The organism is Exiguobacterium sp. MMG028 (assembly GCF_027947425.1).
Lineage (GTDB): Bacteria > Bacillota > Bacilli > Exiguobacteriales > Exiguobacteriaceae > Exiguobacterium > Exiguobacterium aestuarii_A.
Window position 1 is genome coordinate 80,595 of record NZ_JAQJIN010000005.1, and the last position, 22,774, is coordinate 103,368.

Annotated in this window: 30 protein-coding genes and 2 tRNA genes; 11 read left to right on the forward strand and 21 right to left on the reverse strand. The window is 49.6% G+C overall.

Annotated elements, in window-relative coordinates:
* Window positions 1-1,626, reverse strand: a complete 1,626-nt coding sequence (locus PJK55_RS13715) for an ABC transporter substrate-binding protein (RefSeq protein WP_271306173.1) — start codon at window positions 1,624-1,626, stop codon at window positions 1-3.
* A 100-nt stretch (window positions 1,627-1,726) separates the two neighbouring features.
* Here PJK55_RS13715 and PJK55_RS13720 point away from each other — a divergent pair, with 100 nt between their 5' ends.
* Window positions 1,727-2,962 carry an MDR family MFS transporter gene (locus tag PJK55_RS13720; protein ID WP_271306174.1) on the forward strand — a complete coding sequence of 412 codons (1,236 nt, stop codon included), beginning with the start codon at window positions 1,727-1,729 and terminating at the stop codon, window positions 2,960-2,962.
* Between the two features lie 36 nt (window positions 2,963-2,998).
* On the opposite strand, the gene PJK55_RS13725 is transcribed toward PJK55_RS13720, so the two are convergent.
* Window positions 2,999-3,397 carry a hypothetical protein gene (locus tag PJK55_RS13725; RefSeq protein ID WP_214748815.1) on the reverse strand — a complete coding sequence of 133 codons (399 nt, stop codon included), beginning with the start codon at window positions 3,395-3,397 and terminating at the stop codon, window positions 2,999-3,001.
* Window positions 3,394-3,552 carry a hypothetical protein gene (locus tag PJK55_RS13730; RefSeq protein WP_271306175.1) on the reverse strand — a complete coding sequence of 53 codons (159 nt, stop codon included), beginning with the start codon at window positions 3,550-3,552 and terminating at the stop codon, window positions 3,394-3,396. Before PJK55_RS13730 ends, PJK55_RS13725 begins: the two co-directional genes overlap by 4 nt.
* A gap of 104 nt (window positions 3,553-3,656) precedes the next feature.
* Between PJK55_RS13730 and PJK55_RS13735 the strand changes: the two genes are divergently transcribed.
* Window positions 3,657-3,992, forward strand: a complete 336-nt coding sequence (locus PJK55_RS13735; protein ID WP_214697039.1) for a TM2 domain-containing protein — start codon at window positions 3,657-3,659, stop codon at window positions 3,990-3,992.
* A 39-nt stretch (window positions 3,993-4,031) separates the two neighbouring features.
* On the opposite strand, the gene PJK55_RS13740 is transcribed toward PJK55_RS13735, so the two are convergent.
* Both PJK55_RS13740 and PJK55_RS13745 read right to left on the reverse strand, forming a co-directional pair.
* Window positions 4,032-4,610 carry an NADPH-dependent F420 reductase gene (locus tag PJK55_RS13740; RefSeq protein ID WP_271306176.1) on the reverse strand — a complete coding sequence of 193 codons (579 nt, stop codon included), beginning with the start codon at window positions 4,608-4,610 and terminating at the stop codon, window positions 4,032-4,034.
* Between the two features lie 3 nt (window positions 4,611-4,613).
* Window positions 4,614-5,087, reverse strand: coding sequence for a hypothetical protein (locus tag PJK55_RS13745; RefSeq protein WP_159563401.1), 474 nt, complete (start codon window positions 5,085-5,087; stop codon window positions 4,614-4,616).
* A 159-nt stretch (window positions 5,088-5,246) separates the two neighbouring features.
* Here PJK55_RS13745 and PJK55_RS13750 point away from each other — a divergent pair, with 159 nt between their 5' ends.
* Window positions 5,247-5,429, forward strand: a complete 183-nt coding sequence (locus PJK55_RS13750; RefSeq protein ID WP_074032578.1) for a PspC domain-containing protein — start codon at window positions 5,247-5,249, stop codon at window positions 5,427-5,429.
* Window positions 5,430-5,464: 35 nt separating this feature from the next.
* On the opposite strand, the gene PJK55_RS13755 is transcribed toward PJK55_RS13750, so the two are convergent.
* The 6 genes from PJK55_RS13755 to PJK55_RS13780 form a co-directional block, all read right to left on the reverse strand.
* Window positions 5,465-6,811, reverse strand: a complete 1,347-nt coding sequence (locus tag PJK55_RS13755; protein ID WP_271306177.1) for an FAD-dependent oxidoreductase — start codon at window positions 6,809-6,811, stop codon at window positions 5,465-5,467.
* Window positions 6,812-6,984: 173 nt separating this feature from the next.
* Window positions 6,985-7,275 carry a hypothetical protein gene (locus tag PJK55_RS13760; RefSeq protein WP_271306178.1) on the reverse strand — a complete coding sequence of 97 codons (291 nt, stop codon included), beginning with the start codon at window positions 7,273-7,275 and terminating at the stop codon, window positions 6,985-6,987.
* Between the two features lie 37 nt (window positions 7,276-7,312).
* Window positions 7,313-7,606 (reverse strand): hypothetical protein, encoded by a 294-nt coding sequence (locus PJK55_RS13765; RefSeq protein WP_271306179.1) that lies wholly within the window; start codon window positions 7,604-7,606, stop codon window positions 7,313-7,315.
* Between the two features lie 131 nt (window positions 7,607-7,737).
* Window positions 7,738-8,526 (reverse strand): twin-arginine translocase subunit TatC, encoded by a 789-nt coding sequence (gene tatC, locus PJK55_RS13770; protein ID WP_214761444.1) that lies wholly within the window; start codon window positions 8,524-8,526, stop codon window positions 7,738-7,740.
* A gap of 3 nt (window positions 8,527-8,529) precedes the next feature.
* On the reverse strand, window positions 8,530-8,748 hold the full coding sequence (gene tatA / locus PJK55_RS13775) for a twin-arginine translocase TatA/TatE family subunit (protein ID WP_034770678.1): 219 nt from the start codon (window positions 8,746-8,748) through the stop codon (window positions 8,530-8,532).
* Window positions 8,748-9,404, reverse strand: coding sequence for a redox-sensing transcriptional repressor Rex (locus PJK55_RS13780; protein WP_015880579.1), 657 nt, complete (start codon window positions 9,402-9,404; stop codon window positions 8,748-8,750). Before PJK55_RS13780 ends, tatA begins: the two co-directional genes overlap by 1 nt.
* A 150-nt stretch (window positions 9,405-9,554) precedes the next feature.
* Here PJK55_RS13780 and PJK55_RS13785 point away from each other — a divergent pair, with 150 nt between their 5' ends.
* The 5 genes from PJK55_RS13785 to PJK55_RS13805 all read left to right on the forward strand — a co-directional run bounded on the left by PJK55_RS13785 (window position 9,555) and on the right by PJK55_RS13805 (window position 14,224).
* The gene (locus PJK55_RS13785) at window positions 9,555-11,456 is read left to right on the forward strand and encodes an ABC-F family ATP-binding cassette domain-containing protein (protein ID WP_271306180.1); all 1,902 of its coding nucleotides are present in this window, start codon (window positions 9,555-9,557) and stop codon (window positions 11,454-11,456) included.
* A complete protein-coding gene (locus PJK55_RS13790; RefSeq protein WP_026824457.1) occupies window positions 11,453-11,860 on the forward strand; it encodes a hypothetical protein in 408 nt (135 codons plus the stop codon). The genes PJK55_RS13785 and PJK55_RS13790 overlap by 4 nt, the downstream gene beginning before the upstream one ends.
* A gap of 154 nt (window positions 11,861-12,014) precedes the next feature.
* On the forward strand, window positions 12,015-12,677 hold the full coding sequence (locus tag PJK55_RS13795; protein WP_271306181.1) for a type 1 glutamine amidotransferase domain-containing protein: 663 nt from the start codon (window positions 12,015-12,017) through the stop codon (window positions 12,675-12,677).
* A gap of 86 nt (window positions 12,678-12,763) precedes the next feature.
* Window positions 12,764-13,057: a putative quinol monooxygenase gene (locus PJK55_RS13800; RefSeq protein WP_271306182.1), complete on the forward strand. Its 294-nt coding sequence runs from the start codon at window positions 12,764-12,766 to the stop codon at window positions 13,055-13,057.
* A gap of 3 nt (window positions 13,058-13,060) precedes the next feature.
* Entirely contained in the window at window positions 13,061-14,224 is a 1,164-nt protein-coding gene (locus PJK55_RS13805; protein WP_271306183.1) for an iron-containing alcohol dehydrogenase, read from the forward strand.
* Between the two features lie 26 nt (window positions 14,225-14,250).
* On the opposite strand, the gene PJK55_RS13810 is transcribed toward PJK55_RS13805, so the two are convergent.
* Window positions 14,251-15,114, reverse strand: coding sequence for a LysR family transcriptional regulator (locus tag PJK55_RS13810; RefSeq protein WP_271306184.1), 864 nt, complete (start codon window positions 15,112-15,114; stop codon window positions 14,251-14,253).
* 113 nt (window positions 15,115-15,227) lie between these two features.
* Here PJK55_RS13810 and PJK55_RS13815 point away from each other — a divergent pair, with 113 nt between their 5' ends.
* On the forward strand, window positions 15,228-16,211 hold the full coding sequence (locus PJK55_RS13815) for a zinc-binding dehydrogenase (RefSeq protein WP_271306185.1): 984 nt from the start codon (window positions 15,228-15,230) through the stop codon (window positions 16,209-16,211).
* Between the two features lie 42 nt (window positions 16,212-16,253).
* On the opposite strand, the gene PJK55_RS13820 is transcribed toward PJK55_RS13815, so the two are convergent.
* From PJK55_RS13820 to PJK55_RS13850, 7 genes are all read right to left on the reverse strand, one after another.
* A complete protein-coding gene (locus PJK55_RS13820) occupies window positions 16,254-16,820 on the reverse strand; it encodes a hypothetical protein (protein WP_271306186.1) in 567 nt (188 codons plus the stop codon).
* Between the two features lie 14 nt (window positions 16,821-16,834).
* Window positions 16,835-17,857: a tRNA (adenosine(37)-N6)-threonylcarbamoyltransferase complex transferase subunit TsaD gene (tsaD, locus tag PJK55_RS13825; protein ID WP_271306187.1), complete on the reverse strand. Its 1,023-nt coding sequence runs from the start codon at window positions 17,855-17,857 to the stop codon at window positions 16,835-16,837.
* The gene (gene rimI / locus PJK55_RS13830) at window positions 17,854-18,315 is read right to left on the reverse strand and encodes a ribosomal protein S18-alanine N-acetyltransferase (RefSeq protein WP_214761456.1); all 462 of its coding nucleotides are present in this window, start codon (window positions 18,313-18,315) and stop codon (window positions 17,854-17,856) included. Before rimI ends, tsaD begins: the two co-directional genes overlap by 4 nt.
* Window positions 18,308-18,964: a tRNA (adenosine(37)-N6)-threonylcarbamoyltransferase complex dimerization subunit type 1 TsaB gene (gene tsaB / locus PJK55_RS13835; RefSeq protein ID WP_271306188.1), complete on the reverse strand. Its 657-nt coding sequence runs from the start codon at window positions 18,962-18,964 to the stop codon at window positions 18,308-18,310. The genes rimI and tsaB overlap by 8 nt, the downstream gene beginning before the upstream one ends.
* Window positions 18,961-19,410, reverse strand: coding sequence for a tRNA (adenosine(37)-N6)-threonylcarbamoyltransferase complex ATPase subunit type 1 TsaE (gene tsaE, locus PJK55_RS13840; RefSeq protein WP_214786283.1), 450 nt, complete (start codon window positions 19,408-19,410; stop codon window positions 18,961-18,963). The genes tsaB and tsaE overlap by 4 nt, the downstream gene beginning before the upstream one ends.
* A gap of 103 nt (window positions 19,411-19,513) precedes the next feature.
* Window positions 19,514-19,590: transfer RNA gene (locus PJK55_RS13845), tRNA-Met, on the reverse strand.
* Window positions 19,591-19,615: 25 nt separating this feature from the next.
* Window positions 19,616-19,692 (reverse strand) — tRNA-Met (locus PJK55_RS13850).
* Between the two features lie 138 nt (window positions 19,693-19,830).
* On the opposite strand from PJK55_RS13850, the gene PJK55_RS13855 reads away from it, so the two are divergent.
* A complete protein-coding gene (locus PJK55_RS13855; RefSeq protein WP_214748859.1) occupies window positions 19,831-20,613 on the forward strand; it encodes a sporulation protein in 783 nt (260 codons plus the stop codon).
* Here the strand turns inward: PJK55_RS13855 and PJK55_RS13860 are convergent.
* Complete coding sequence (locus tag PJK55_RS13860; RefSeq protein WP_271306189.1) at window positions 20,598-21,239, reverse strand: uridine kinase family protein; 642 nt, start codon at window positions 21,237-21,239, stop codon at window positions 20,598-20,600. The genes PJK55_RS13855 and PJK55_RS13860 overlap by 16 nt on opposite strands.
* A 50-nt stretch (window positions 21,240-21,289) precedes the next feature.
* Between PJK55_RS13860 and PJK55_RS13865 the strand changes: the two genes are divergently transcribed.
* Entirely contained in the window at window positions 21,290-21,667 is a 378-nt protein-coding gene (locus tag PJK55_RS13865; RefSeq protein WP_271306190.1) for an HIT family protein, read from the forward strand.
* Window positions 21,668-21,676: 9 nt separating this feature from the next.
* On the opposite strand, the gene PJK55_RS13870 is transcribed toward PJK55_RS13865, so the two are convergent.
* Complete coding sequence (locus PJK55_RS13870; RefSeq protein ID WP_271306191.1) at window positions 21,677-22,615, reverse strand: hypothetical protein; 939 nt, start codon at window positions 22,613-22,615, stop codon at window positions 21,677-21,679.
* Window positions 22,616-22,774 lie beyond the last annotated feature (159 nt).

The following is a 22,774-nucleotide window of genomic DNA, read 5'->3' on the forward strand; positions in this document are numbered from 1 at the left end:
TTAAGACGGAATCCATAGTTTCGCAAAATCAAAATAACCGAACAAGTCGACACAGACGTCCTTCAGCTCGACTGGGAACGGAATGGTCCGCTCCTCGTTATAGAGCGGGATAAAGTACGACTTCTCTTTTAACTCGCGCTCAATCTCTCGGTGCAGCGGCAACCAGTCCTCAAACGGCAGGTCATCATATTGTCCGACCCGCTCCGCCATCCCCTCGATATAAGGGAACACCTTATGCGGAGGCGAGTACTCGTTCGTCATGAACTGTTCAAACCCGAGCGTGATGTTCCGCTCGAACACTTCTCCGTGAACGACCAAATCAACGTATTCATAATACGTTTTGTCATGGATTGAATCTTTGAAGCTGATGGGTACGAACTCATAAGCAATGCCGTGACGCGTCAACATCTCGGCAATCCAGTCGGTCGTATCGTTCGTGAAGTCCGTCTGTTTGATTCGTATCGGACGATTGAACGTGACGGGTGCTCCTTCCGGAACATCATACGTCTCACTCAGCGAACCGAGAAAACCTCGATCGTTCGGCGTTCTCCGCTCATGCAGCGTCCCAATCTTCGGTCGAATCTCCGCAATCAATCGATGGATGTAATGTCGCGCCTCTTCATTGGCAAATACACTATTCGGATGACTATTCAAGATGACAAGCCCAAACCCGGACGGTGTCGAGATGTGTCCGGTCTCTTTGGAATCCCTTGATGAGATGCGATACGTCGGATCATATCCGTCCGGCACTTTGATGAACTCGACCCGGTCCAGGAGCGCCCGCACCCCAAAATAATTCTCGAAGGCGAGGAGGATTGTCTTTTCCTTGTCATGGCGATCCAATTGAAACGGCCCCGTCCCGATACTTCCTTTGGCGATACTCGTATGAATCATCGACAGTTTCGGGATGTAGGAATTTCGACGCCTGTCGAGCGAGACGTCGACGCGATACGTGCCGTTCGATGCGATATGCCGGACGTGCCGATACATATACCGATACGCATCCGACTGAACGAGCATGCGTAAACTCTTCGTCACATCTTTACTCGTCATGAGCGACCCGTCATGGAAACGGACGCCTTTCCGAAGAAACAAGACGAGCGTACTCCCCTGCCATTCATAGTGATGTGCGAGCTCCCCGGTGACCTCACCGGACGCGTCAATCATGAACAGACGATTGAATACGTTTTGGACGAGGTGGGCGCTATGGATGTCAGCCGCCTCGAGCGGATGTGTCGTCAAAAAGTGACGGCGTCGCGGGATGATGAGCGCATCGCTCGATGTTTGGACGTAACCGAACTTTTTCTCGAGCTGACGCATGAACCGGCCAGCCTGCGCAGGCGACCAGTCCCATTCCAACTGACTCGTCACCGCCTCGACCGACTCTTTCTCCATGCGTTCGAGTAGCTGTTTCGCCAAGTCGCGCTCCACGTGTCGCAGCCATTCAAGTCGCGTCAAGTTTCCCCGTCCGCGTCCGCTCGTATAGGTGAGCCATCCTTCCTCTTGCCATCGTGCCAAATGGCGCTTCGTCTGTTTCGGGCTTAAATGGATGGCTTCCGCCATATCAGAAATCGTGTACGCCCCGTCCCGACACTCTTTCCACAATCGAAATAAATATGCATCCACGTCGCATCCCCCTTAAAAGTGGACATCATTTCCCCATGTCGTCCATTTTTCAAATCCGTTGTCTTGTTTATCATACAGGTACAGAATGGAAGGTGACAAGATGAAATGGAAAGATATACCTAAGCCAATTAAAGTACGACTCGTAACATCGTTTTTCAACCGTTCGGTCTCATTCGCCATCATGCCGTTCATGGCACTTCTCTTTGTTAAAGCGTTCAATGAATGGATTGCAGGCGTCTTCTTAGTCTCGCTCGTCTGTCTCGGATACGTCATCGGGTTAATCGGGGGATACCTCGCTGATCAATTTTCACGGAAGCGACTCCTCGTGTTGACGGCCAGTCTCACAGCATCCATGTTTCTCGTCATGACGCTCAGTCTCCAGTTCGACCAAATGATCGTCTTCATGATCGCCTATACGATCTTCACGGTCACAAATAACCTCGGTCGGCCTGCGATGAGCGCCATCATCATCGATGCGACGACGCCGGAGAACCGAAAAGCCGTATACGCGCTCGATTACTGGTTAATCAACTTATCCATCACGATTGGGACGGCGCTCGGGGGTTGGCTCTATGTGAGTAATCAACTGTTACTGTTTTGGATTTTGACGTTCACATCGAGCATGTTGCCGATTGCGTACGCCATTTTCCTTGAAGACACGAAACGCACGTGGACCTCACAAAAGCTCAAGCTCGTCTTCGTCGACGTGTTTCAAAGCTATCAAATCGCCTGGCGTGACCACCCGTTCGTCAAAGTCGTCTTCGGCTCGATGTGTATTCTCGCTGCCGAGTTCTCCATGGGCAGTTACGTCGCCGTCCGACTCGCCGATTCATTTGAACCGCTTTCGATTGAATCATGGACAATCAACGGGGTGCGGATGATGAGCTTGATCCAAATCGAGAACACGCTCATCGTCGTCGCGTTGACGTTCTTCATTCAACGTCTCGCCTCACGCTTCTCAAATAAACACACATTACTCGGCGGGCTCACGTTGTACACAATCGGCTACGCCGTCATCACGAGTTCGAATTCGATGATGCTTCTTCTCGGCTTCATGCTCATCGCCACGTTCGGCGAATTGTTGTACTCGCCCGTGTTGAATACGGAGAAGGCGAACATGATGCCGGAAGACCGACGTGGTGCGTACTCTGCGTTTGCCGGGACCTCGTTCGCCGGTGCCGACTTCTTATCTCGCTCGACGATTTTGATTGGGTCGCTTCTCACCCCGTTCATGATGAGCGTCTACATCGGACTGTTGGTCAGCTTCGGCTGTTTCCTCGTCTATAGCGGCATCTATGTAAAAGAAAAGCTCGTCCTGCGACGAGCGGCTTCCTAAATAAAACCCATCCTTTCTCATGCAAAGGGGTGGGTTTTAGTCGAGCTGTTCTTGGTGCATGGCATAAATCAATGTCAATGCCCGGATGCAAAAGATTGTCGAGAAGCCGTAAATGCTCAGCTCGAGCAATGAAATAGAAGGTTCTTGTAAACCGAGTGAGACGGCATAGCCTACGAAGCAAAGCAAGATGACGAGTGTGATTGTCCACTCGTTCGACCGCTGCTTCATCTTTTCGGCTAACGCCTTGTCTTCTTTCTCGACACGTTCCCGTTGCCAAAAGTAAAAGAACAATGCATACATCGCAAATGAGATTCTTGGAACGTCACCTAAAAGTAAATCAAAGATAATCAGACCTAAAAATAGATATGTCCCTAACTGATAGCCACTCTGCATGTGAAGACGCGAACGAAGTGGTCCATTTGCCCCCCACTTCATAACCCAATCACAGCCACAGTCAACCCACCGTAGACGAATCCGAGTATGATGGCACTGATGGCCATTCGTTTATATTGTGGGTACTGATACAACGCAATCGCCCCACCGACGACGTGAACAAAGGCGACGATGAATGTCAAAATCGGAAAAAGCATAGCAAACCTCTTTTCTTTTTAGGAAATCATGGAAACAAATCCATTTTCAGATATACTAGAGTCCGAACTTATTATATCAATTATGGATAGGGAGTTGAAATCCGATGAATGTATCACGCATGGATTTGACGACGGAAGAAATGCAGCTCGTCAACAGCGAAGTCGAGAAGCGCAAGCGCAGCTTACTCGTTGCGTACTTACTTTGGTTTTTCCTCGGTGCACTCGGTGCACATCGCTTTTATTTCAAAAAGATTGGGTCAGGGATCGCGATGGTCCTCCTCGTCGTCTTGACGCTCGGTTTCGGTGCCATCATCACAGGAATCTGGGCACTCGTCGATGCGTTCCTCATGCCAGGTTGGCAACAGCGCGAAGTCGAACAAATCGAACGTGAGACGATCGAGCTACTGCAAACACGCTCTGACCGCTACACAGGGTTCTAATCAATAAGACGATCGAGGCATTTCGCCCCGATCGTCTTATTAACGTTCTTTTAAGTAGAATGCGAAGTCCCGTGTCTTCCGTTCTTTCACCGCATAATGAATCCATAGCCACGCTAACCCTTCTAGTTCACGGGCAAGCTTCAGCCCGTGGAGCGGATGCGTATCGAAGCCGATTTTGTTCGAAAGCTCGACAACAAGCCGCACCGCTTCCTCATCTTCTCCTGCGACAAACATGACAGAACCGTCCGGGTTGCCTAAATTCTCGACACCCGTCTGGTTGAACGCTTTGACGACTTTCGTATCAGGAACAAGTCTCTGCAAATACTCCGCGCCCGACACCCCATCAGGGCGCTCGACTTCGTTAAACTCGATGGCGATTGGATTCGTCACATCAATCAACACTTTCCCATTCAGTCCATCAAGTGTCGGCAGCAAATCGACCGCTGCCGCAAAAGGCGTACAGAGCAGGAGCACATCGCTTGCTGAGGCGACTTCTTGTAACGTCAACGTCCCTTCCCGCTCCGTCCGTGTTCCGTACAACACCTCATAACCGGCCTGTTCGAATTGCTCCCCGAGCGTGCGACCGACTTTCCCCGCACCTAAGATTCCGAGTTTCATGTCTCACAACTCCTCGTCTGTCCGTGTGACCGTTCCTCCATACTCTTCTGCAAGCCCGTCTAAAATCGATGGATCGAATTCCTCCCCGATAGCCATGACACCTGTCTGACCGGGTTCGATGTTACCGACCGTCCGTTTGAACGTATCTTGGATCCCTTGCAAATGTTTTACGTCTTTCGTGCCGCCAATGAGACCACCTGTGAGTGTCCCGAACAGGATTCCGAACGGTCCGCCAAGGATCCCAACCGCCATCCCGATGAGCGCACCTTTCGTCGACTTGTTGACCGGTGCGAGCTGCGCTGCGTCTTCAAACGAGAACGCCCCGTTCTCTTCACGCTTGATGACGACCAATTGTTCAAAACCGACAAGCCCATCCGAATGGTACTTTTTCAACTTACTGAACGCCTGATACGAGATCGCCTCTTCCGGAAACGTGAACGTGACGATGTGATACGGTTGTTTTTCCTTTTTAGCCATGAAAAATTCCTCCTTTAAGGTAGAAAACATGACGCGCACGTACCCTATCCTATTTCCCCGAGAGACTTGTAAATAATCTACATATACAAATCAATCGAGGAAGACACCCCCATCATGATATGGTAAAATTTACATATCAACTCAATAGGGAGATTTTCTATGCAACGTACACTTCGGAAGTCGGCGACCGACCGCTCTCTGTCAGGAGTATGTGGTGGAATCGCTGAATACTTTGGTATTTCTTCAATCGGAGTTCGACTCATCTTTCTGATTCTTCCAGGGAGTTTTCTTCTTTATATGATTTTGACGAATTCCATGAAAGATGCGCCACGCTATCTATAAGAAAACGCGAAAGCTGTTAGCTTCCGCGTTTTCTGTCAGGCATTCACTTTATCTTTCATCGCTTCAAGCGCTCCGCTGTTCAAGAAGTGCCATGGTTTGTTGTAGTGAGGTTGGAAGAAGAAGTCGACGTACGCGAGTTCTTCGACCGTCATCTCGTTTTGGATGGCGAGGGAGAGCGTGTTGACCGCTTGTGTCAAATCCGCTTTTGATAACACTTGTCCACCGACAATGCGATGTGTCTCTTTTTCATAGACGAGTTTGAATTCGACTTTCTCTGCGGTCGGCATGAACTCCGGACGATATGCATCCTCAATGACGACACTTTCTACGTCGAGTCCGAATAGGGCTGCCGCTTCTTCCGTCAATCCAGACGATGCGATGTTCCAGTCGTAGAGACGAAGTCCTGACGTTCCTTGTGTCCCTTGGTAACGGACGCGTGGTTGCATCATATTTTCCGCGACGAGCGTCCCCATACGGACAGCATTCGTTGCAAGCGGGATATAGGCATGTGTGCGTGCCGGGTTGTAGTAAACGGCACAGCTGTCCCCTGCCGCAAAGATATCCGGGTTGCTCGTGCGCATGTATTCATCGACGATGATTGCACCGTTTCCGAGCATATCGACTTGTCCTTCGAGGAGTCCTGTGTTCGGACGGAAACCAACGCAGAGGATTACGAGATCCGCCTCGAATTCACCTTTATCCGTCACGACATGTGTGACATCTCCATCTGTACCACGGAACGCTTCGACCGTCTGACCGAGTTCGAGGTCGATTCCCCGACTTGTCATGTCCGCTTCTAGTGGATCTGTGAACGACTTGTCGAGATATTTGTTCAAGATGCGGTCGGCACTGTCGATGAACGTAACATGTTTCCCGTATGCTTCGAACGCCTCGACGAGTTCGACTCCGATATAACCCGCCCCGATGACGGCAATCTTCGTCGCATCTGTCGCACGCTCAATGATGCGTTGTGCGTGCGCATAGTTTTTACAGAGCTCAATTCCATTCATCTCGATTCCTGGGAGTGTTGGGACAATCGGCCATGAACCCGTCGTGACGATCAAGCGGTCATACGTGTCGTGCACGTCTTCCCCTGTCTCGAGATTTTTGGCGTGGACCGTCTTCGCGTCGGCATCAATCGACAAGACATCATGTTTCATGCGCATGGTTGCTCCGAGTTCTTCAAGCTCGCGTGGAGAGGAATAGAACAATTCTTCCGCACGTTGGACGACCCCACCGACGTGGAGCGCAATCCCACACGAGAGGAAGCTGACATTGTCGTTCCGCTCATAAACGGTGATGTCGAGATTATTGTATCGATTGAGTAACCCTTTGACTGCTGCTGTTCCTGCGTGTGTACATCCGATGACTGCGATTTTCATATGAGTCGTCTCTCCTTTTATGTTAGACAGTACGTTTCGCTTTTTACATTGTGATAAACATCACATTTACTTCTTGACCTTAGTGTACTATTTCACAATATAAGGTTCAACGACTATGCTCACTACTTCACGTAAAAGTGTCTAAAGTTTGAACAGAAAAAATCCGCTCATTCTCATGACCGGACTCGTCGCTTTTTCAATAGATGATAGCTTATTACAAATAGATGCACGATCAAACCGAAGACGTTCATAGCAAGCCCGACGACCGCCCACCACAATGCTCCCCAACCGTACCCAAACGTCAGACTGCCAATTAGTAGCATATAGCCACTTACGACCAATACTATATTTAAGATGAATGGAAAAGGCCTTTGTTTTTTCGTTCGGATCATTTGATACGTTGAAATGATGACTCCTAGTGTGAGTCCAAACAGCAGTACGAGCAAAATGGTGATGTCATTCATCCTTATTTACCTCCATAACTTGATTGGAAAGATGCTTTCAAGATTGTCCCTCATGTCTACTTTTCAGCTTCTGATAAATGACAGTGCCAACGTGAAGAATCATACCAAGTACATACAAGATCAACCCTAGTGCAAGCCAACCGAGTGCATCCCAACCACGTACAATTGTCATTCCGACAAGAAATAAGATATAGCCAGTCACAAGTAGCAACGACGAGACGATGAATTGACGTCGCAATCGAGATTTGATAGCGAAAAATGAGAAAAGCAGTAGGATGGTTGTCAGAGCGCCTAGCAATACAAGGACTTCTCCATTGTACTCTCGAATCATCGTACTTCCCCCTTCACTGTGCGACTCATTTTATTGTAACACATAAAATGGAAAATTATCTCAATCACTCATGTCGTATGACATCAGCTTGAAACGACAAAAAAAGCATCGTCCCATTTACGGAACGATGCTTATTTCTCATTCATCTGTTTCATTAAATCCATCTGTTCTTGCACCATCGCTTCTTTCTCTCGGCGCAGCACCCCTTTGTAGGTGACGCGTGAAATCGATAAACTGATTTCATACAGGAAGAAGAGTGGCAATGATACCATGAGGTGCGACGTCAAATCCGGTGGTGTGATGAATGCCGCGACTACGAATAGCGCGAAGTACGCATACTTACGAATCTTCGATAAGAAGTATGGTGTCACGACACCAATCCGGGTCAAGAACATCGTCACGACCGGCAATTGGAACAATAGACCGAACGGGATCGTCAGTTGCAACAAGAACGTGAAGTAATTGTTCGCCCCGATGATTTGTTCGAGTCCGAGGTCTTGCCCGAGGTCCGTCGAGATATCGAGGACGAGCGGGAACAACCAGTAGTAGGCGAACGCAAGACCGATCAAGAACAATCCGAAGATGATTGGGATATAGGCAAGCGTACCTTTCCGTTCATTCGGATGCAGACCGGGTGCGACAAACGCCCACACTTGATACAGTAGGAATGGGCTCGCCGCAATCAGGCCGATGATGAGCGCCAAGTTCAAGTAAATCATGAGCGGGTCCGCGACCCCAAAGGCGTTCAGTTCGAGCCCGCGTTCGACGAGATCTTCTTGCAAGTACGCGAGTACATATTTGACACTCGGCAAAGCCATCAAAAAGAAGGCAAAGACGACAAATGCAGATAGCATCAGTCGTCTCCGCAGCTCTGTCAAGTGATCGGTGAGTTCCCGCTCTTGATCAGGTTGATGATTCATGGCTTACTGCTCTTTCTTTTCGATAGCTTTCTTGTCGTTCTCGTCGTGCTCGTTCATCATGCCGTTCGTTGCATTTTTGAACTCACGAAGCGTTTGTCCGGCCGCGCGACCAAACTCCGGTAATTTCTTCGGTCCGAAGATGATGAGCGCGATGATGGCGATGATGAATAGACTCGCCCCACCCGGAATCCCGACGACGAGTGATGATGCTAGTAATTCCATTATTGATGGACCCCCTCAGCGGTTGGATAGTGTTGCATAAAGTAAATGAGTGACTGCAGCTCAATCGACAAATCGATGTGATGGACGCGAACCGTGTCCGGTACTGTAAGTCGTGCCGGTGTGAAGTTCAAGATGCCCTTGATACCGAAACGGACCAAGTCGTCTGCGACGGACTGCGCATAGGCAGAAGGTACCGTCAAAATGGCGACGTCAATCTTGTTTTGCTTCATAATTTGTTCCATCTCATCGACGTGATGAATTGGGACGCCTGACATCGTCGTGCCGACTTTTGTCTCGTCTGCGTCGAACCCGACGACGATATGTGTGTTATTGTTTTTAAGGAAGTTATAGTTGACGAATGCCGTCCCAAGGTGACCGACCCCGACCAAGGCGACATTCGTAATCTCGTCCTGATTCAGTGTCTTTCGGAAAAAGTCTAACAGATACTGCACGTTATAGCCATATCCCTTTTTACCGAGCGCACCGAAGTACGAGAAATCACGGCGAATCGTAGCCGAATCGACCTTGACCGCCTCACTCAGTTCTGCTGAAGAGACACGTTGTTTACCTGACGCGTGCAGGCTTTGAATAAATCGATAGTATAGTGGCAACCGTTTGGCTGTCGCTTGTGGAATCTTTGGTTCGTTTTGACTCAACGGAAAGAGCCTCCTTTTTACGACACGTTACAAACGAATCTGAATTTCATACACCTTGATTGTAAACGAATTCACATGACCACTCAACGAATATACCTAAAATCGCTGAAAAATACAGTATACTAAATAGAGAGAAAGGGGTTTTTTCACTTGATCCTACTGCAAGTCAATAACTTATCCAAATCCTTCGGCGTCGAGCCGATTTTAGAAAACGTCAAACTCGAAATCCAAGAAGGCGAACGCGTCGCCCTCGTCGGCCGAAACGGGGCCGGGAAGTCGACGCTTTTGAAAGTCATCGCCGGTGAATACAACTATGACTCCGGGGACATCATGAAGCCAAAAGACGTCACCATCGGCTATCTCGCCCAAGACTCAGGGCTCGAATCCGACGAGACGATTTGGAACGAGATGCTCACCGTCTTCACGGACTTGATCGAGCAAGAGAAGACGCTCCGTCGCATGGAGGCCGACATGGGATCCGAACGGATTCTAAACGACGCCGCTGCGTACGAACGCCTCCTCTCCTCTTACGATGAAGAACAGCATACGTTCAAAGAGCGCGGTGGTTACCAGTATGAAGCGACGATCCGCTCGGTCCTTCACGGGATGCGCTTCTATCCGGACGACTTCGAACGTCGAATCGATACGCTCTCTGGGGGACAACGGACGCGTCTCGCCTTGGCGAAGATGCTCCTTCAAAGTCCCGACCTGCTCATCTTGGACGAGCCGACGAACCATTTGGACATCGAGACGCTTGCCTGGCTTGAGAAGTACTTGAGCGGCTATAAAGGTGCCGTCCTCATCGTCTCCCACGACCGATACTTCCTCGACCGCGTCGTCTCGGTCGTCTATGAGTTGTCGCGTCATCGGAGCCGCCGCTTCGTCGGGAACTACACGAAGTATCTCGAACAGAAGGCCGCTCTCTACGAACAAGAGAAGAAGCAGTTTGAGTCGCAGCAAGAAGAGATTGCCAAGATGCAGGACTTCATTCAGCGAAACATCGCCCGGGCGACGACGACGAAACGGGCACAAAGCGTGCGGAAACGTCTCGAGAAAGTCGACCGACTCGATGCGCCGGACGGTGACGAACGCAGTGCTGTCCTCTCGTTCTCCATCAAACGCCAAAGCGGGAACGATGTGTTGAGCACGAGTAACCTCGCCATCGGGTATGAGGAAGCGATCGCCCAAAATCTCCGTTTCCAGCTACAGCGCGGGGAATCTGTCGCTCTCGTCGGTCCGAACGGGGTCGGAAAGTCGACACTTCTCAAAGTATTGACGAAACAACAAGCTGCCCTCACGGGTGAGATTCGTTACGGGACCGGCGTCGAGATCGGTTATTACGACCAGGAACAACAAAACTTGTCGGACGCGAACCGTGTCATCGATGAGATTTGGAACGACTGGCCGCTCATGCGCGAGCAAGAAGTACGCAGCCTTCTCGGACAGTTCCTCTTCAGCGGGGATGACGTCATGAAGCGTGTCCATGAACTATCCGGTGGCGAACGCGCACGTCTCACGTTGGCCAAGCTGAAGCTTGAGCAACCGAACCTCCTCATTTTGGACGAGCCGACGAACCACTTGGACCTCGACTCGAAGATGATTTTAGAGAACGCCCTTCTCGACTATCCAGGTACGATTCTCTTCGTCTCGCACGACCGCTACTTCATCGACCGTCTCGCGACGCGTGTGTTAGAAATCACGCCGAACGGCATCGATGAATATCTCGGTGACTACTCGTACTACGTCGAGAAGAAAGAAGAGCTCGAAGAACTCGCACGACTCGCCCGTGAAGAGACGAAGCAGGTCGTCGTGAAAAAACAGCGTGCCGATAAGGAACAACAACGGGAAGAGCGCCGAATCAAACAGCGCATCGAAGAGATTGAGCAAGCGATTGAGCAACATGAGAATCGTCTCGACGAGATTGAACAGTTGCTTTGTGAGCCGGACGTCTTCAACGACTTCGCCCGTGCCCAGGAGTTGTCGACCGAATCGGACGCAGCGAAAGAATCAATCACCGCACTCTATGCGGAATGGGAGGAACTCCATACATGATGCGTACACGTGCCATGCGAATCGAGTTCATTCAAGCGTTCCTCACGGGACTGGCCTATATCGTGCCAACCGGGACCGAGTTCGTATCTGAACTCATCCGCGGGGAGCCGACGATCGTTCCGTCTATTCTCTTTTACTTTTTACCGGTCGTGATCGGCTTCATCATTCAGACGTGGCCAGGGATTCTACTCAGTCTTTTCAGTGGCCTGCTCATGAGCACGCTCTTCATCCGTATCGTCGTCTGGCCGGTCGATGTGACCGTTCACACGTTCTATGCGCCGGGATCGGTGTGGGCCCACTTCTATGAAGAGACGCTCTTCATGTGGATCCTCGCCCTTCTCGTGTTCATCGTGAGCCGCATCAATACGTGGCATCGAGAGAATTATCGACAACCGAAAGCTTGAACAGTCCGTCCTCTTTTTGAAGGGGGCGGCTTTTTCATTTATGTATAAATTTATTTATAGATAAGGTGTTTTTTCTTAATTTGTTTTTCGTTAGAGTGCGCGTTATTCTAGTCACGTACCGAAACAACGGATTATTTCTTAGGAGGAATGACAGATGAGTAAACATGTATTAATGGTCGTGACGAACGCAAAAGAAATGAAGGACGGTCACACGACTGGACTTTGGTTGTCTGAGTTTGGTGAGGCATACGTCGAGTTCAAACAACAAGGATATGACATCACGGTCGCTAGCCCGAACGGTGGTCAATCTCCAATCGACGCACGCAGTTTAGAAGGAGAAGTACCTGCTGATATTCAAGCGACGGCTCCCCTTCTCGAAGACACGATCGATTTGAAGACAATCACCAACTTCGACCAATTCGATGCCATCTTCATGCCAGGTGGTCACGGAACGATGTTCGACCTTCCACAAAGCGAAGCATTGAATGTTGCGATCCGTTCACTATTTGAAGCAGGCAAAACGGTTGCTGCCGTCTGCCACGGTCCCGCTGGTCTTGTCGGTGCGACATTGTCTGACGGCGCACCACTCGTGAACGGTAAAACGATTGCGACGTTCACGGATGAAGAAGAACGTGCGACAGGTCTTGATATCTACATGCCGTTCTTACTTGAAACGCGTCTTCGTGAACTCGGTGCGAACATCGTGCTCGCAGACAACTTCACAGAAAACGTTCAAGTTGATGGAAACTTGGTAACTGGCCAAAATCCACAATCGACCGTTGCTGTCGCAAAAGCCGTCATCAACACGTTAAACTAATCGATTCTTTCTCGTTGCCAATCGATGAAAGAGAACGACCCGTCTGTTCTCGAACAGGCGGGTTTTATAGATGAGGAGGAATGAAGATGATTACCATCTTAGCTCAGATTCAAGCGAAGCCCGGTCTCGGGTCCGCGCTTGAGACACATTTACGCCAAGTCGTCACCCCATCACGTGCGGAGGCAGGTTGTGTCTTCTATACGCTATACCGAGTCGAAAGCAACCCGGACGCGTTCGTCTTTTACGAAAAGTGGGCCGACAAGGCGGCACTCGATACGCATATCGCCTCACCCCACTATCAAACGTATCGCCAAGAAGCAGAGGCACTTCTCGCTAGTCGCGACGTTCAGTTTTTAGAAGAGATCAAGGAGGCTGACTAATTAATGGAACGTTTTCAATATCACAACCCAACCAAACTCTTATTCGGGAAAGGACAACTTGAATCGCTCCGCACCGAAATTCCACGATACGGGGACAGCGTCCTTCTCTTATACGGTGGAGGGAGCATCAAAGCGAACGGGCTTTATGAGGAAGTAACCGCTCTATTAGCCGACATGAACGTAACCGTCGTCGAACTTTCTGGTGTCGAACCAAATCCGCGTCTAACGACTGTTCAAACAGGGATCGACTTAGTCCATGAACATCAAATCGACCTCATCTTAGCTGTAGGTGGAGGTAGCGTCATCGACTGTGCGAAAGGAATCGCAGCCGGTGCAAAATATGACGGGAATCCGTGGAACATCGTGACACGACAAGTCCCCGTCACAGATGCATTACCGATTGGGACCGTCTTGACATTGGCGGCAACGGGATCGGAAATGAACGGTGGCGCCGTCATCACGAACTGGGAGGCACAGGATAAGCGCTCGTTCGGCTCACCCCTCACTTACCCAAAATTCAGCGTACTCGACCCGACCTATACGTTGAGTGTACCGGCGAACCAAACCGTATATGGAATCGTTGATATCATGTCGCACGTCTTCGAACAATATTTCCACGCTTCAGAGAACGCCCTACTCCAAGAACGGTTCGGGGAATCGATTTTACGGACCATGATGGAAACGGCACCTCGCCTCGTTGAAAACTTGAATGATTTTGACGCACGGGAAACGATGTTGTTGAACGGAACCTTTGCCTTAAACGGGACATTATCGATGGGCGTGAAGACGGACTGGGCGACTCATATGATCGAACACGCGGTCTCTGCCGTCTACGATATCCCACACGGTGGCGGACTTGCGATTCTCTTCCCGGAATGGCTTCGCTATGTCGGAAAGACACGTCCTGAACGCATCATTCAACTCGGTGAACGCGTCTTCGGCATTGACATGAACGACAAATCGGATGACGTGCTCGTCGAAGAGACGGTTCAGGCGTTACAAGACTTTTGGACATCGATCGGTGCACCGTCACGTCTCAGTGATTATGAAATTGACGCCACGCATCTCGAATTGATGGCAGAACGGGCGATGGTCGCTGAACAGATTGGCCAGTACGTCCCACTCCGACAACAAGATGTAGCAACAATCTTAAAAAACGCATTATAAAAAGTAGGGCCCACGGGGGTCCTACTTCATTTTGCATCCTGCAGCGCTTGGATGACTTGGTTGATGACGGGGTCATGCTTCGACTCAGTCCGGTGCGCGAGGTAAATGACGTTCGTCGCAAAACGTTCAGGCGCCACGATTTGAACGCTTCCTCGCTCGAGTGCATGTCGAATCAAATAGTTCGGTAAGATACTGATGCCGCACTTCGATTCGATTGCCGCAAGGATGGCGTCGACGTTTGGTAAGATCATCTCCGGACGTATGTCTGGACGTTCCCCGAACTGAGTCTGATAGTAACGACGGATGATGGGAAGCTCCAGTCCATAACTGATCCACGGCTGACGATCCATCCAATCTTTTAACTCATCGGTTGGGATTTCCCAATCGTTCGGCGCCACTAACAAAAACGATTCGTCGGCAATCGGGACGTATTGGATACCAGGCTCCTCCATCCGCTTCGTCGCGATGACAAAGTCGAGCTCCCCGTCTGCTAAGCGTTTGATTAAATCTGCTGTCATCCCGAAATCTGCGATGTACTGTGCAGCATCAAGCGGCAAAGCGGGTATAATCTCATGTGTGACGAACTCGGTCGGTCCACCGAACTTGAACACGGGACGCGGTTGCTCCCCTGAGACATATTTCATCTCAAGCGATAGTTCTTCAAGACGGTCAATCAAGCCGACTACTTGCGTGTATAGTTCCTTCCCCGCATCCGTCGGAATCATCTGACGTGGTGCTCGTGTGAAGAGGGACGTTTCGAGTTCTGCTTCAAGTGCGGCGATATGTTGGCTGACAGCCGGTTGGGTCAAAAAGCGAACACGCGCCGCTGCCGACACGGAACGTTGCTGGTACACGTGGATAAAACTGCGATACCATTCAAAATCAATCATCTGTGTAAACTCCTTTTGTATTCATTACCTTCAGTATAAAAGGGAGTAAATCATAAGACAAATAACGTTTAAAGGATATATCGATAAATAAATTTATAAGGAGTGGCTATTTAATGAAAGCTTTATTACTACATGAACCGAACACATGGCAGACGATGCGAATCGAGGAGGTCGATGCACCATCACTTCGTTCCGGCGAGGTATTGATTGAGGGAGAATATGCAGGGCTCAACCCAGTCGACTACAAAACGGCTACCAATGGCAAACCCGAATGGTCATACCCTCACGTCCTCGGGCTCGATGTCGCAGGTACGATTGCTGCTGTCGCGGATGACGTGACGAACGTACAGATCGGTGACCGTGTCCTCTACCACAGCAACTGGAATGAATGGGGTGGCTTCGCCGAATTCACACGTGCCAAGGCGCACATGGTCGTCCCAATTCCAGAATCGATCTCGTTCGCTGATGCAGTCGCTTTACCGACAGCTGGATTCACAGCGTACCAAGCCATTTTTGAAAAATTTCCGATGAATGCAATCGATACAATCCTCATTCACGCGGGTGCCGGTGGTGTCGGTGGCTTTGCCATTCAACTGGCGAAGTATCTCGGAAAACGTGTCATCACGACCGCTTCAGCGCGTAACCATGACTGGGTCAAACAGCTCGGAGCCGATGAGGCAATCGATTACAATACGGAAGACTGGCAACAACGGGTGATGGAACTGACAAGTGGTCACGGTGTCAATGCTGTCATCGATCCCGTCGGTCGGGAGACGGCGACCGCTTCCCTCCAAGTCATCGCCTACAACGGACACATCGCCCATATCGCAGGAGCCCCTGACATGAGTGTCATCAAACCGTTCACACGTGTCATCTCCTACCATGAGGTCGCACTTAATGCGATTCATCATCAACAAGACCGTGTGAGCGAAGCAAACATCGTCCGCATCGGTACGCACATGCTCGAACTGCTTGCAGCGGGTGAGATTCAACCAATGATTCAAGAGACAATTCCATTTGCGGATATCCCGAAAAAGTTGGTCGAACTCTCAGACCGACACGTCGTCGGGAAGATTGTTGCCAATTTGAAGGCATGAAAAAAGAGGTCAGCGTGTTTAATACGCTGGCCTCTCTTTATCTTAAAAGTATCGTAACGGTTGGAATCCTACCGTATGGAAATCGAGCTTCGTCCCGTCCTCAGCGATAAAGAAGACCGCCTCGTTCGTATCGACGTCACGTGTGAACACTTTATAGAACGTCAACGATTTTTCGTCATTCGTCACATAGCGTGCTTCGTGTGTCGAGATGACTTGTGCGAACAGTTGCTGTTCGTCGAGCTCCTCGATCAAATCATCAAACTTCGCAGCCTCTTCTTCTGTTGCCTCGCGACCCCGCTCAATTTCATAGTAAGCATCGCTCGCTTTTGGCTGAACACCGAGATTGCGATCAACGACAATCACACGCTCTGGTTCTTGGTCGATGACACTCGTGTAACCATACAATGACTCGATGAGCGTATTCTCTCCGGTCACACGACCGATACCTTCTAATGACTCTTCTCCAGTCAACGACTTCACTCGTGTCTCTTCAGGCACAATTTCCTCTTGATAGGCGATATTGTAAGCGCGGATGATTTCTCGTACTTGTAAAAACGTCGCGACGACGAGTAGTACGATGAGTCCTCCAATGATGATGCGTTTCGTCATGTCTCTATTTCCCCCTAGACTGTCATGCTCTCTTCTAAGGATAACCCAGGAACCGCATTCATCGCTAGTGTATCGCGCTTCCCGCGCACATACGCGTGATGTGCCGCGACCCCAATCATGCCGGCATTGTCTCCACAAAGAGCGAGTGGTGGGATGACAAGTCGAATCCCTTCAGCAGCAGTCGCTTCTTGAAGCGCGGCCCGGAGTCCACGGTTTGCCGCGACACCACCGGCAACGAGCAATTGCTTCGCTCCTTTTTCTTTCACAGCGCGAATCGCTTTCTCAACAAGCACTTCGACAACACTTGCTTGGAAACTCGCTGCCAAGTTTTCAGGAATGACCGTCTCCCCACGTTGCTCCGCATTGTGTACAGCGTTGATGACCGATGACTTCAAGCCACTAAAACTGAAGTCGAAGCTACCCGGTTCAAGGCGAACGCGTGGAAAGTTGTACGTATCTTCTCCAACCGCTGCTAAACGGTCAATTGCCGGACCACCCGGATATGGGAGGCTGAGTGTGCGTGCGACTTTATCATAAGCTTCACCCGCCGCGTCATCACGTGTCTCACCAATGACTTCAAAGACACCATGTTCCGGCATATAGACGAGCTCCGTGTGTCCACCTGAGACGACGAGACAGACGAGTGGGAACTCCATCTCTTCGACGAGTTCGTTCGCGTAAATATGCCCCGCGATATGATGGACGCCGATGAGCGGTTTTTGATGGGCGAACGCCAATGCTTTGGCCGCACTGATGCCGACGAGAAGGGCACCGACGAGACCTGGTCCTTGTGTGACCGCGACCGCATCGACATCTTCCATCGTCACGCCTGCTTCGCTCAACGCATCGTCAATGACATACGTGATGCGCTCCACGTGATGACGAGACGCCACTTCAGGGACGACGCCACCAAATCGTTTATGGCTCTCAATTTGAGAAGAGACGACGTTCGACAATAGCGTCTTCCCGTCTTTGACGAGCGCAACAGACGTCTCGTCACAGCTCGACTCGATTGAGAGAATCAGTGATGTGTTCATTCTGAGTCACTTCCTAACTTCGCCCAATAAATATAGGCGTCTTCATTATTATCCTGATAGTAGCGTCTTCTTCGTCCCGCTTGCATAAACCCAAACTGTTCATATAGTTTTTGCGCCCCGACGTTCGACACACGGACTTCTAACGTCAATCCGACAAGCCCCTTTGACTTGGCAAACGCGACAAGTTCCGCTAACAGTTGGTTACCGATCCCTTGCCCACGAAATTCAGGTAAGACAGCAATATTCGTGATATGTCCTTCGTCGACGATTTGCCATACTCCGACAAAACCGACGACTCGTTTGTCATGGACCGCGACAAAATAAATAGCCTGTTCATTTCGAAGCATCTCGTTCATGAACGCCTCTTTTGTCCAAGGAATGGAGAACGACGCTTCTTCGACTTTCGTCACTTCTTCGACATCGAGCCACGTCATTCGACGAATTTTAACGTCAGCCATTGTTTTGACCCTCTAACCATTTCGCTTCCGCTTCAGCGAGTCGCAAATACTCTGGCTCAAACGCATGGACATCACTCGTCTCATCGCTAAAGACGACCAAATCACTCGCGCGGCCGTAACGATGTGCAGCCGGTGCTTCGACGTACTCATATTCACTCAATACGTCACGGAACGGTTCGACATCTCCAACGACGAGGAAACGCCCTTGGATATTCAGTCGTAGCCAGTCGGCGACAGACGCATGTTGATCGTGTGTCAGTGCCTTGTTCTGTTGATAATATCCGATATAGGCGTTGCCGCGTCGCGCGTCAATCAACGAGACAACGGGCAATTCCGTATTCGGGGCTGCTGCCATGAGTTGAAGGGCAGACACGCCGATTAGTGGAATGTTTAACGTATAAGCAAGTGTCTTCGCCGTCGTCACTCCAATCCGAATCCCCGTGTACGACCCAGGACCTGTCGTAACAACGATGCGTTCGAGCATATTCGGAGTCCATTTCACAGCTGCCATGAGTTGTTCAATCATCGGCATGAGTGTGACCGCATGGTTTTTCGAGACCATGACCGTCGCTTCGGCTTGAATTTCTCCAGCCTCACTTAATGCGACAGATAAACGTGTCGTCGCGGTATCAATCATCAATTGCTTCATGCGAGCACCTCCTTGGCGATTTGAACGTAACGCTCCCCCGTTGGAGCGAGTGTCAATTTTCGTTCCTCGTCACTGACTCGTTCAATCGTAATCGCCAAGCGTTCTTCCGGAAGAGAAGACTCGATCAAGTTCGACCACTCGACGATGGCGACACCGTCACCGTTGATATATTCCTCAAGACCGATGTCATCCCCCGTATCCTCGAGTCGATAGACATCCATATGATAGAGCGGCAAGCGCCCTTTGTATTGTTTCATAATGGTGAAGGTCGGACTGTTGACGTTCCGTGTGACACCGAGTCCTTTTGCGAACCCTTGTGTGAACGTCGTCTTGCCGGCACCAAGGTCACCGTTTAACGTAATGACCGTTCCTGCTTCGACGAGCATGGCCAAACGTTCTGCCACTGCTTGCGTCTCCGCCGCAGAATGCGTAATCAATGTATACATGAATGGTTCTCCTTTTATCACTTCTCATACGTACTCATTGTACACTTCATTTTAAGCAAAAAAAAACACGAAACGCTATCGTTTCGCTATCTCATTTAAAAATTGGTTGCGGGGGCTGGATTTGAACCAACGACCTTCGGGTTATGAGCCCGACGAGCTACCAGACTGCTCCACCCCGCGACGACATATGAAATTAAATAAAAATTGGTTGCGGGGGCCGGATTTGAACCGACGACCTTCGGGTTATGAGCCCGACGAGCTACCAGACTGCTCCACCCCGCGATGGTTTGAATTGTTTCGACATCCTCTATAATAAGTGAGACAGTTATAAAAAGCAACCTTTTTCTCAATGTTTTTTGAAAAATGGAATCGGGAACAGGTATAACAGCATAGAATTTAGAGAAAAGGGGCGCGACCGCCATGTCCAAATGGGGAAACCGATTCAAGAAATGGTTCTTTTCGGAGATCGAAGCCGACATCACGTTTGACCCGGCAGCACTCATTCCGAAGCAGGTAGTGACCGGGACCCTGCACGTATCCAACCCGACGACGACTGTCGTCCGGTTACAAGAACTGACACTCAACTTTTTGACGACATTTAAAGACATCACCATGGAAGGAAATGAATTCAATCGAGAAGCCGACATTCAAGAAATTCCGATTCCACTCACTGTCGTACTAGAACCTGGTGCGAAGGAAGACGTTCCATTCTCCTTCGAATTGACGATGTATGCCCCTTCGTCTGCTGGAGCTCCATACAGCGTGGAAGCGACGTTATGGGACAAGGACATGAAACGTGTCTGGTTTGACGTGATTGAACACATTGAAATCGAACCGATGCCTGAACTGAAACGATTGCTCGACGCAACGGCTCATGCTGGACTTGAACCGATGTTTGTTCGGAACGTGATTGACCCGCTCGGAGAAGAGCGTCCTTATCCGTTCGTCGAAAAGTATGGGTTCAAACCGGTCGGTGAGTGGGCCGATGAGTTTGAGGTCGTCAAATCATTTTGGCGTCTGCATGAAGATGGAATCGACCTCTACTACTGGCTCGACAACATCGAAACACAACGAACGCTCGAGTCGATGGCGACTGACGTCGAATTGCGTCATCGCTCCCTCACCTGGGAACAACTCGAACGTGAGCAAGAACAGCTCGGTCTCGGTATTCAAGATACGCTACGCAGTCACCGCTCCTCGTGAGCGGTTTTTTCAATTTGAATTTCATCCTTACTCGTATTGACGATGGTTTGAAAGTAGTGGCGATACGGATGCATGAATAATTCATATTGCAGACGTCGTTCTACATGTGAAGCGTGTAAATAGTCCAGCTCCATACCCCGTTCCTGAATATCACGTTGTGAGCGTCGCTTGAACTCCGTCTCCCCGTCCGTATAAAGATATATTGATTGGTCAAAAGATGAAAGATCCAGGAATGCGACACTCATCCCTTCAATAATCGTGATCGGTTTCTCCGGATCAATCCATGTCCGCTCCAAATAGGGGACATCAATCGTATAAAACCCAATCCCTTCCTGAATCATACGGACATCACGCTCGAGTGAAAGCAGATGATGCGCAGACGGATGACACGCCGTCATCTTATAGTGATGGGGTATTCCATCGTGTTGATATGTGAGGATCGTTTGTTTCCGTAACTGTGAATCGATGATGTATGGATCTGTATGAAGGAGGTTTATATCACCGAATCGATCCCGTAATGTTTCGGCTAACGTCGATTTTCCTGCTGCCCCATGTCCGGAGATTGCAATCAGCGTTCGTTTTCCTGTTTGCACATTTTGCACGATTTCATTGATGAGTCGTTCCATGATTCTCCCCCTTTGGTACACTTAATATAGAAAGGAAGTGTACCTATCTCATGTCTACTTGTCCATTTTGTCACCCGACACTCGATCCATATCAAACCATTATTGCCGAGAATGACTCTTGTTACTTTCTCATGCATGACCACGAGCAAGATGTCCTCGTTGGCTCGGGTGTAATTGTCCCGAAAGCACACCGCGCGACGACATTCGACTTAACGCCTTTAGAATGGCAACATACATACGAATTACTTCATATAGCAAAAGAACATCTTGATCGAACCTTTCAACCTAATGGATACACACTCGGTTGGAACGTCGGCACGGCATCAAACCAAACTGTTCCTCATGCCCATCTGCACGTCATTCCGCGTTATGAGGCAGGCCCTCATGCAGGAAAAGGATTACGGCATTGGCTAAAACGACCGGAGTAAATAGACAGCTCATCGCGTAAGGATGAGCTGTCTTCTTTTTTCACCAACCTCTTCGAGTCTTTCTCCCAACTGTTCCGTTTTTGTCATCATATGCGTAATCAACTGACTGATTTCCTTATCCAGTCCGCTCACTTGATCTAATGAATCATTGATTCGCCCATGCATCGTCCATTCTGAAAAAATATCATCCAAAAAGTAATCTGCGAACTGAATCAGTGAACCTCGATCGACATGTAATTCTTGAACAATTTCTTGGACGTCTGCCAATTCACGGGAGAAACGTTCCAATGCAGATTGTAATTCATGCATCGTTTGCTCGGATGCATCTAGCGCATCATGTTTCATTGCCGTCGCAAACAAACCTCCCCCGAAGAACGTATCATATGTCGACCAACCTTTGGCGCTGTCTAAGTGCTTTAGCGTCCTCGTAATCGTTGCTCGTGCTACCTTACCCGCAACAATGGCTTCTCGATATTCGATGAGAAGTTCATTCGTCTTAGCTTGTTGATTGGTGAGATCATGTAGGTCTCGGCGAACAGCTGGATCTTTTGTGAGATGGGCCTCTTTTGTTTCTAAGAAGGTCTCCCACTCTGTGTCTATGTCTTCATATCTCTCGAGCTGTTCTTGTAAACCTCGATGCTCGAGCGTCAATTCATCGATCATCTTCTCGTGTTCGCGCAATTTCAGTTCAGCACGAGCAGCTTCTTCTACTTCCTTTATGCGTTGCTCATCAAACGTGCCTCGTAACTTCCGCCACGTATTGACGAGCGAAAAACTTTCAAGATCGTAAACATCGCGCTGTTCTTTCGTAAATGTATTCAACAATTCTTTCCGTATCGCTTCATGTTCCTTTAGCTGTTTTTCAAGTGTCTTTTGTTTGCGGACAAGTCGATCACGCTCGGCGATACGTTGTTGTAGGTCTAATTGGATTTGCTGAAGATCTTTCATTATGCTTCCCCTCTCGTTTTGTTTCCCCGATGAATCACTGTAAGGAGACATATTGTTCATAAAAAAATCCCCTCTTTCTCATATTCACTACGAGGAAAGAAGAGATAAAGTTTCAATGAAACAAAAAAACGACCGAGCGTATGCTCGGTCGTCCTCTGC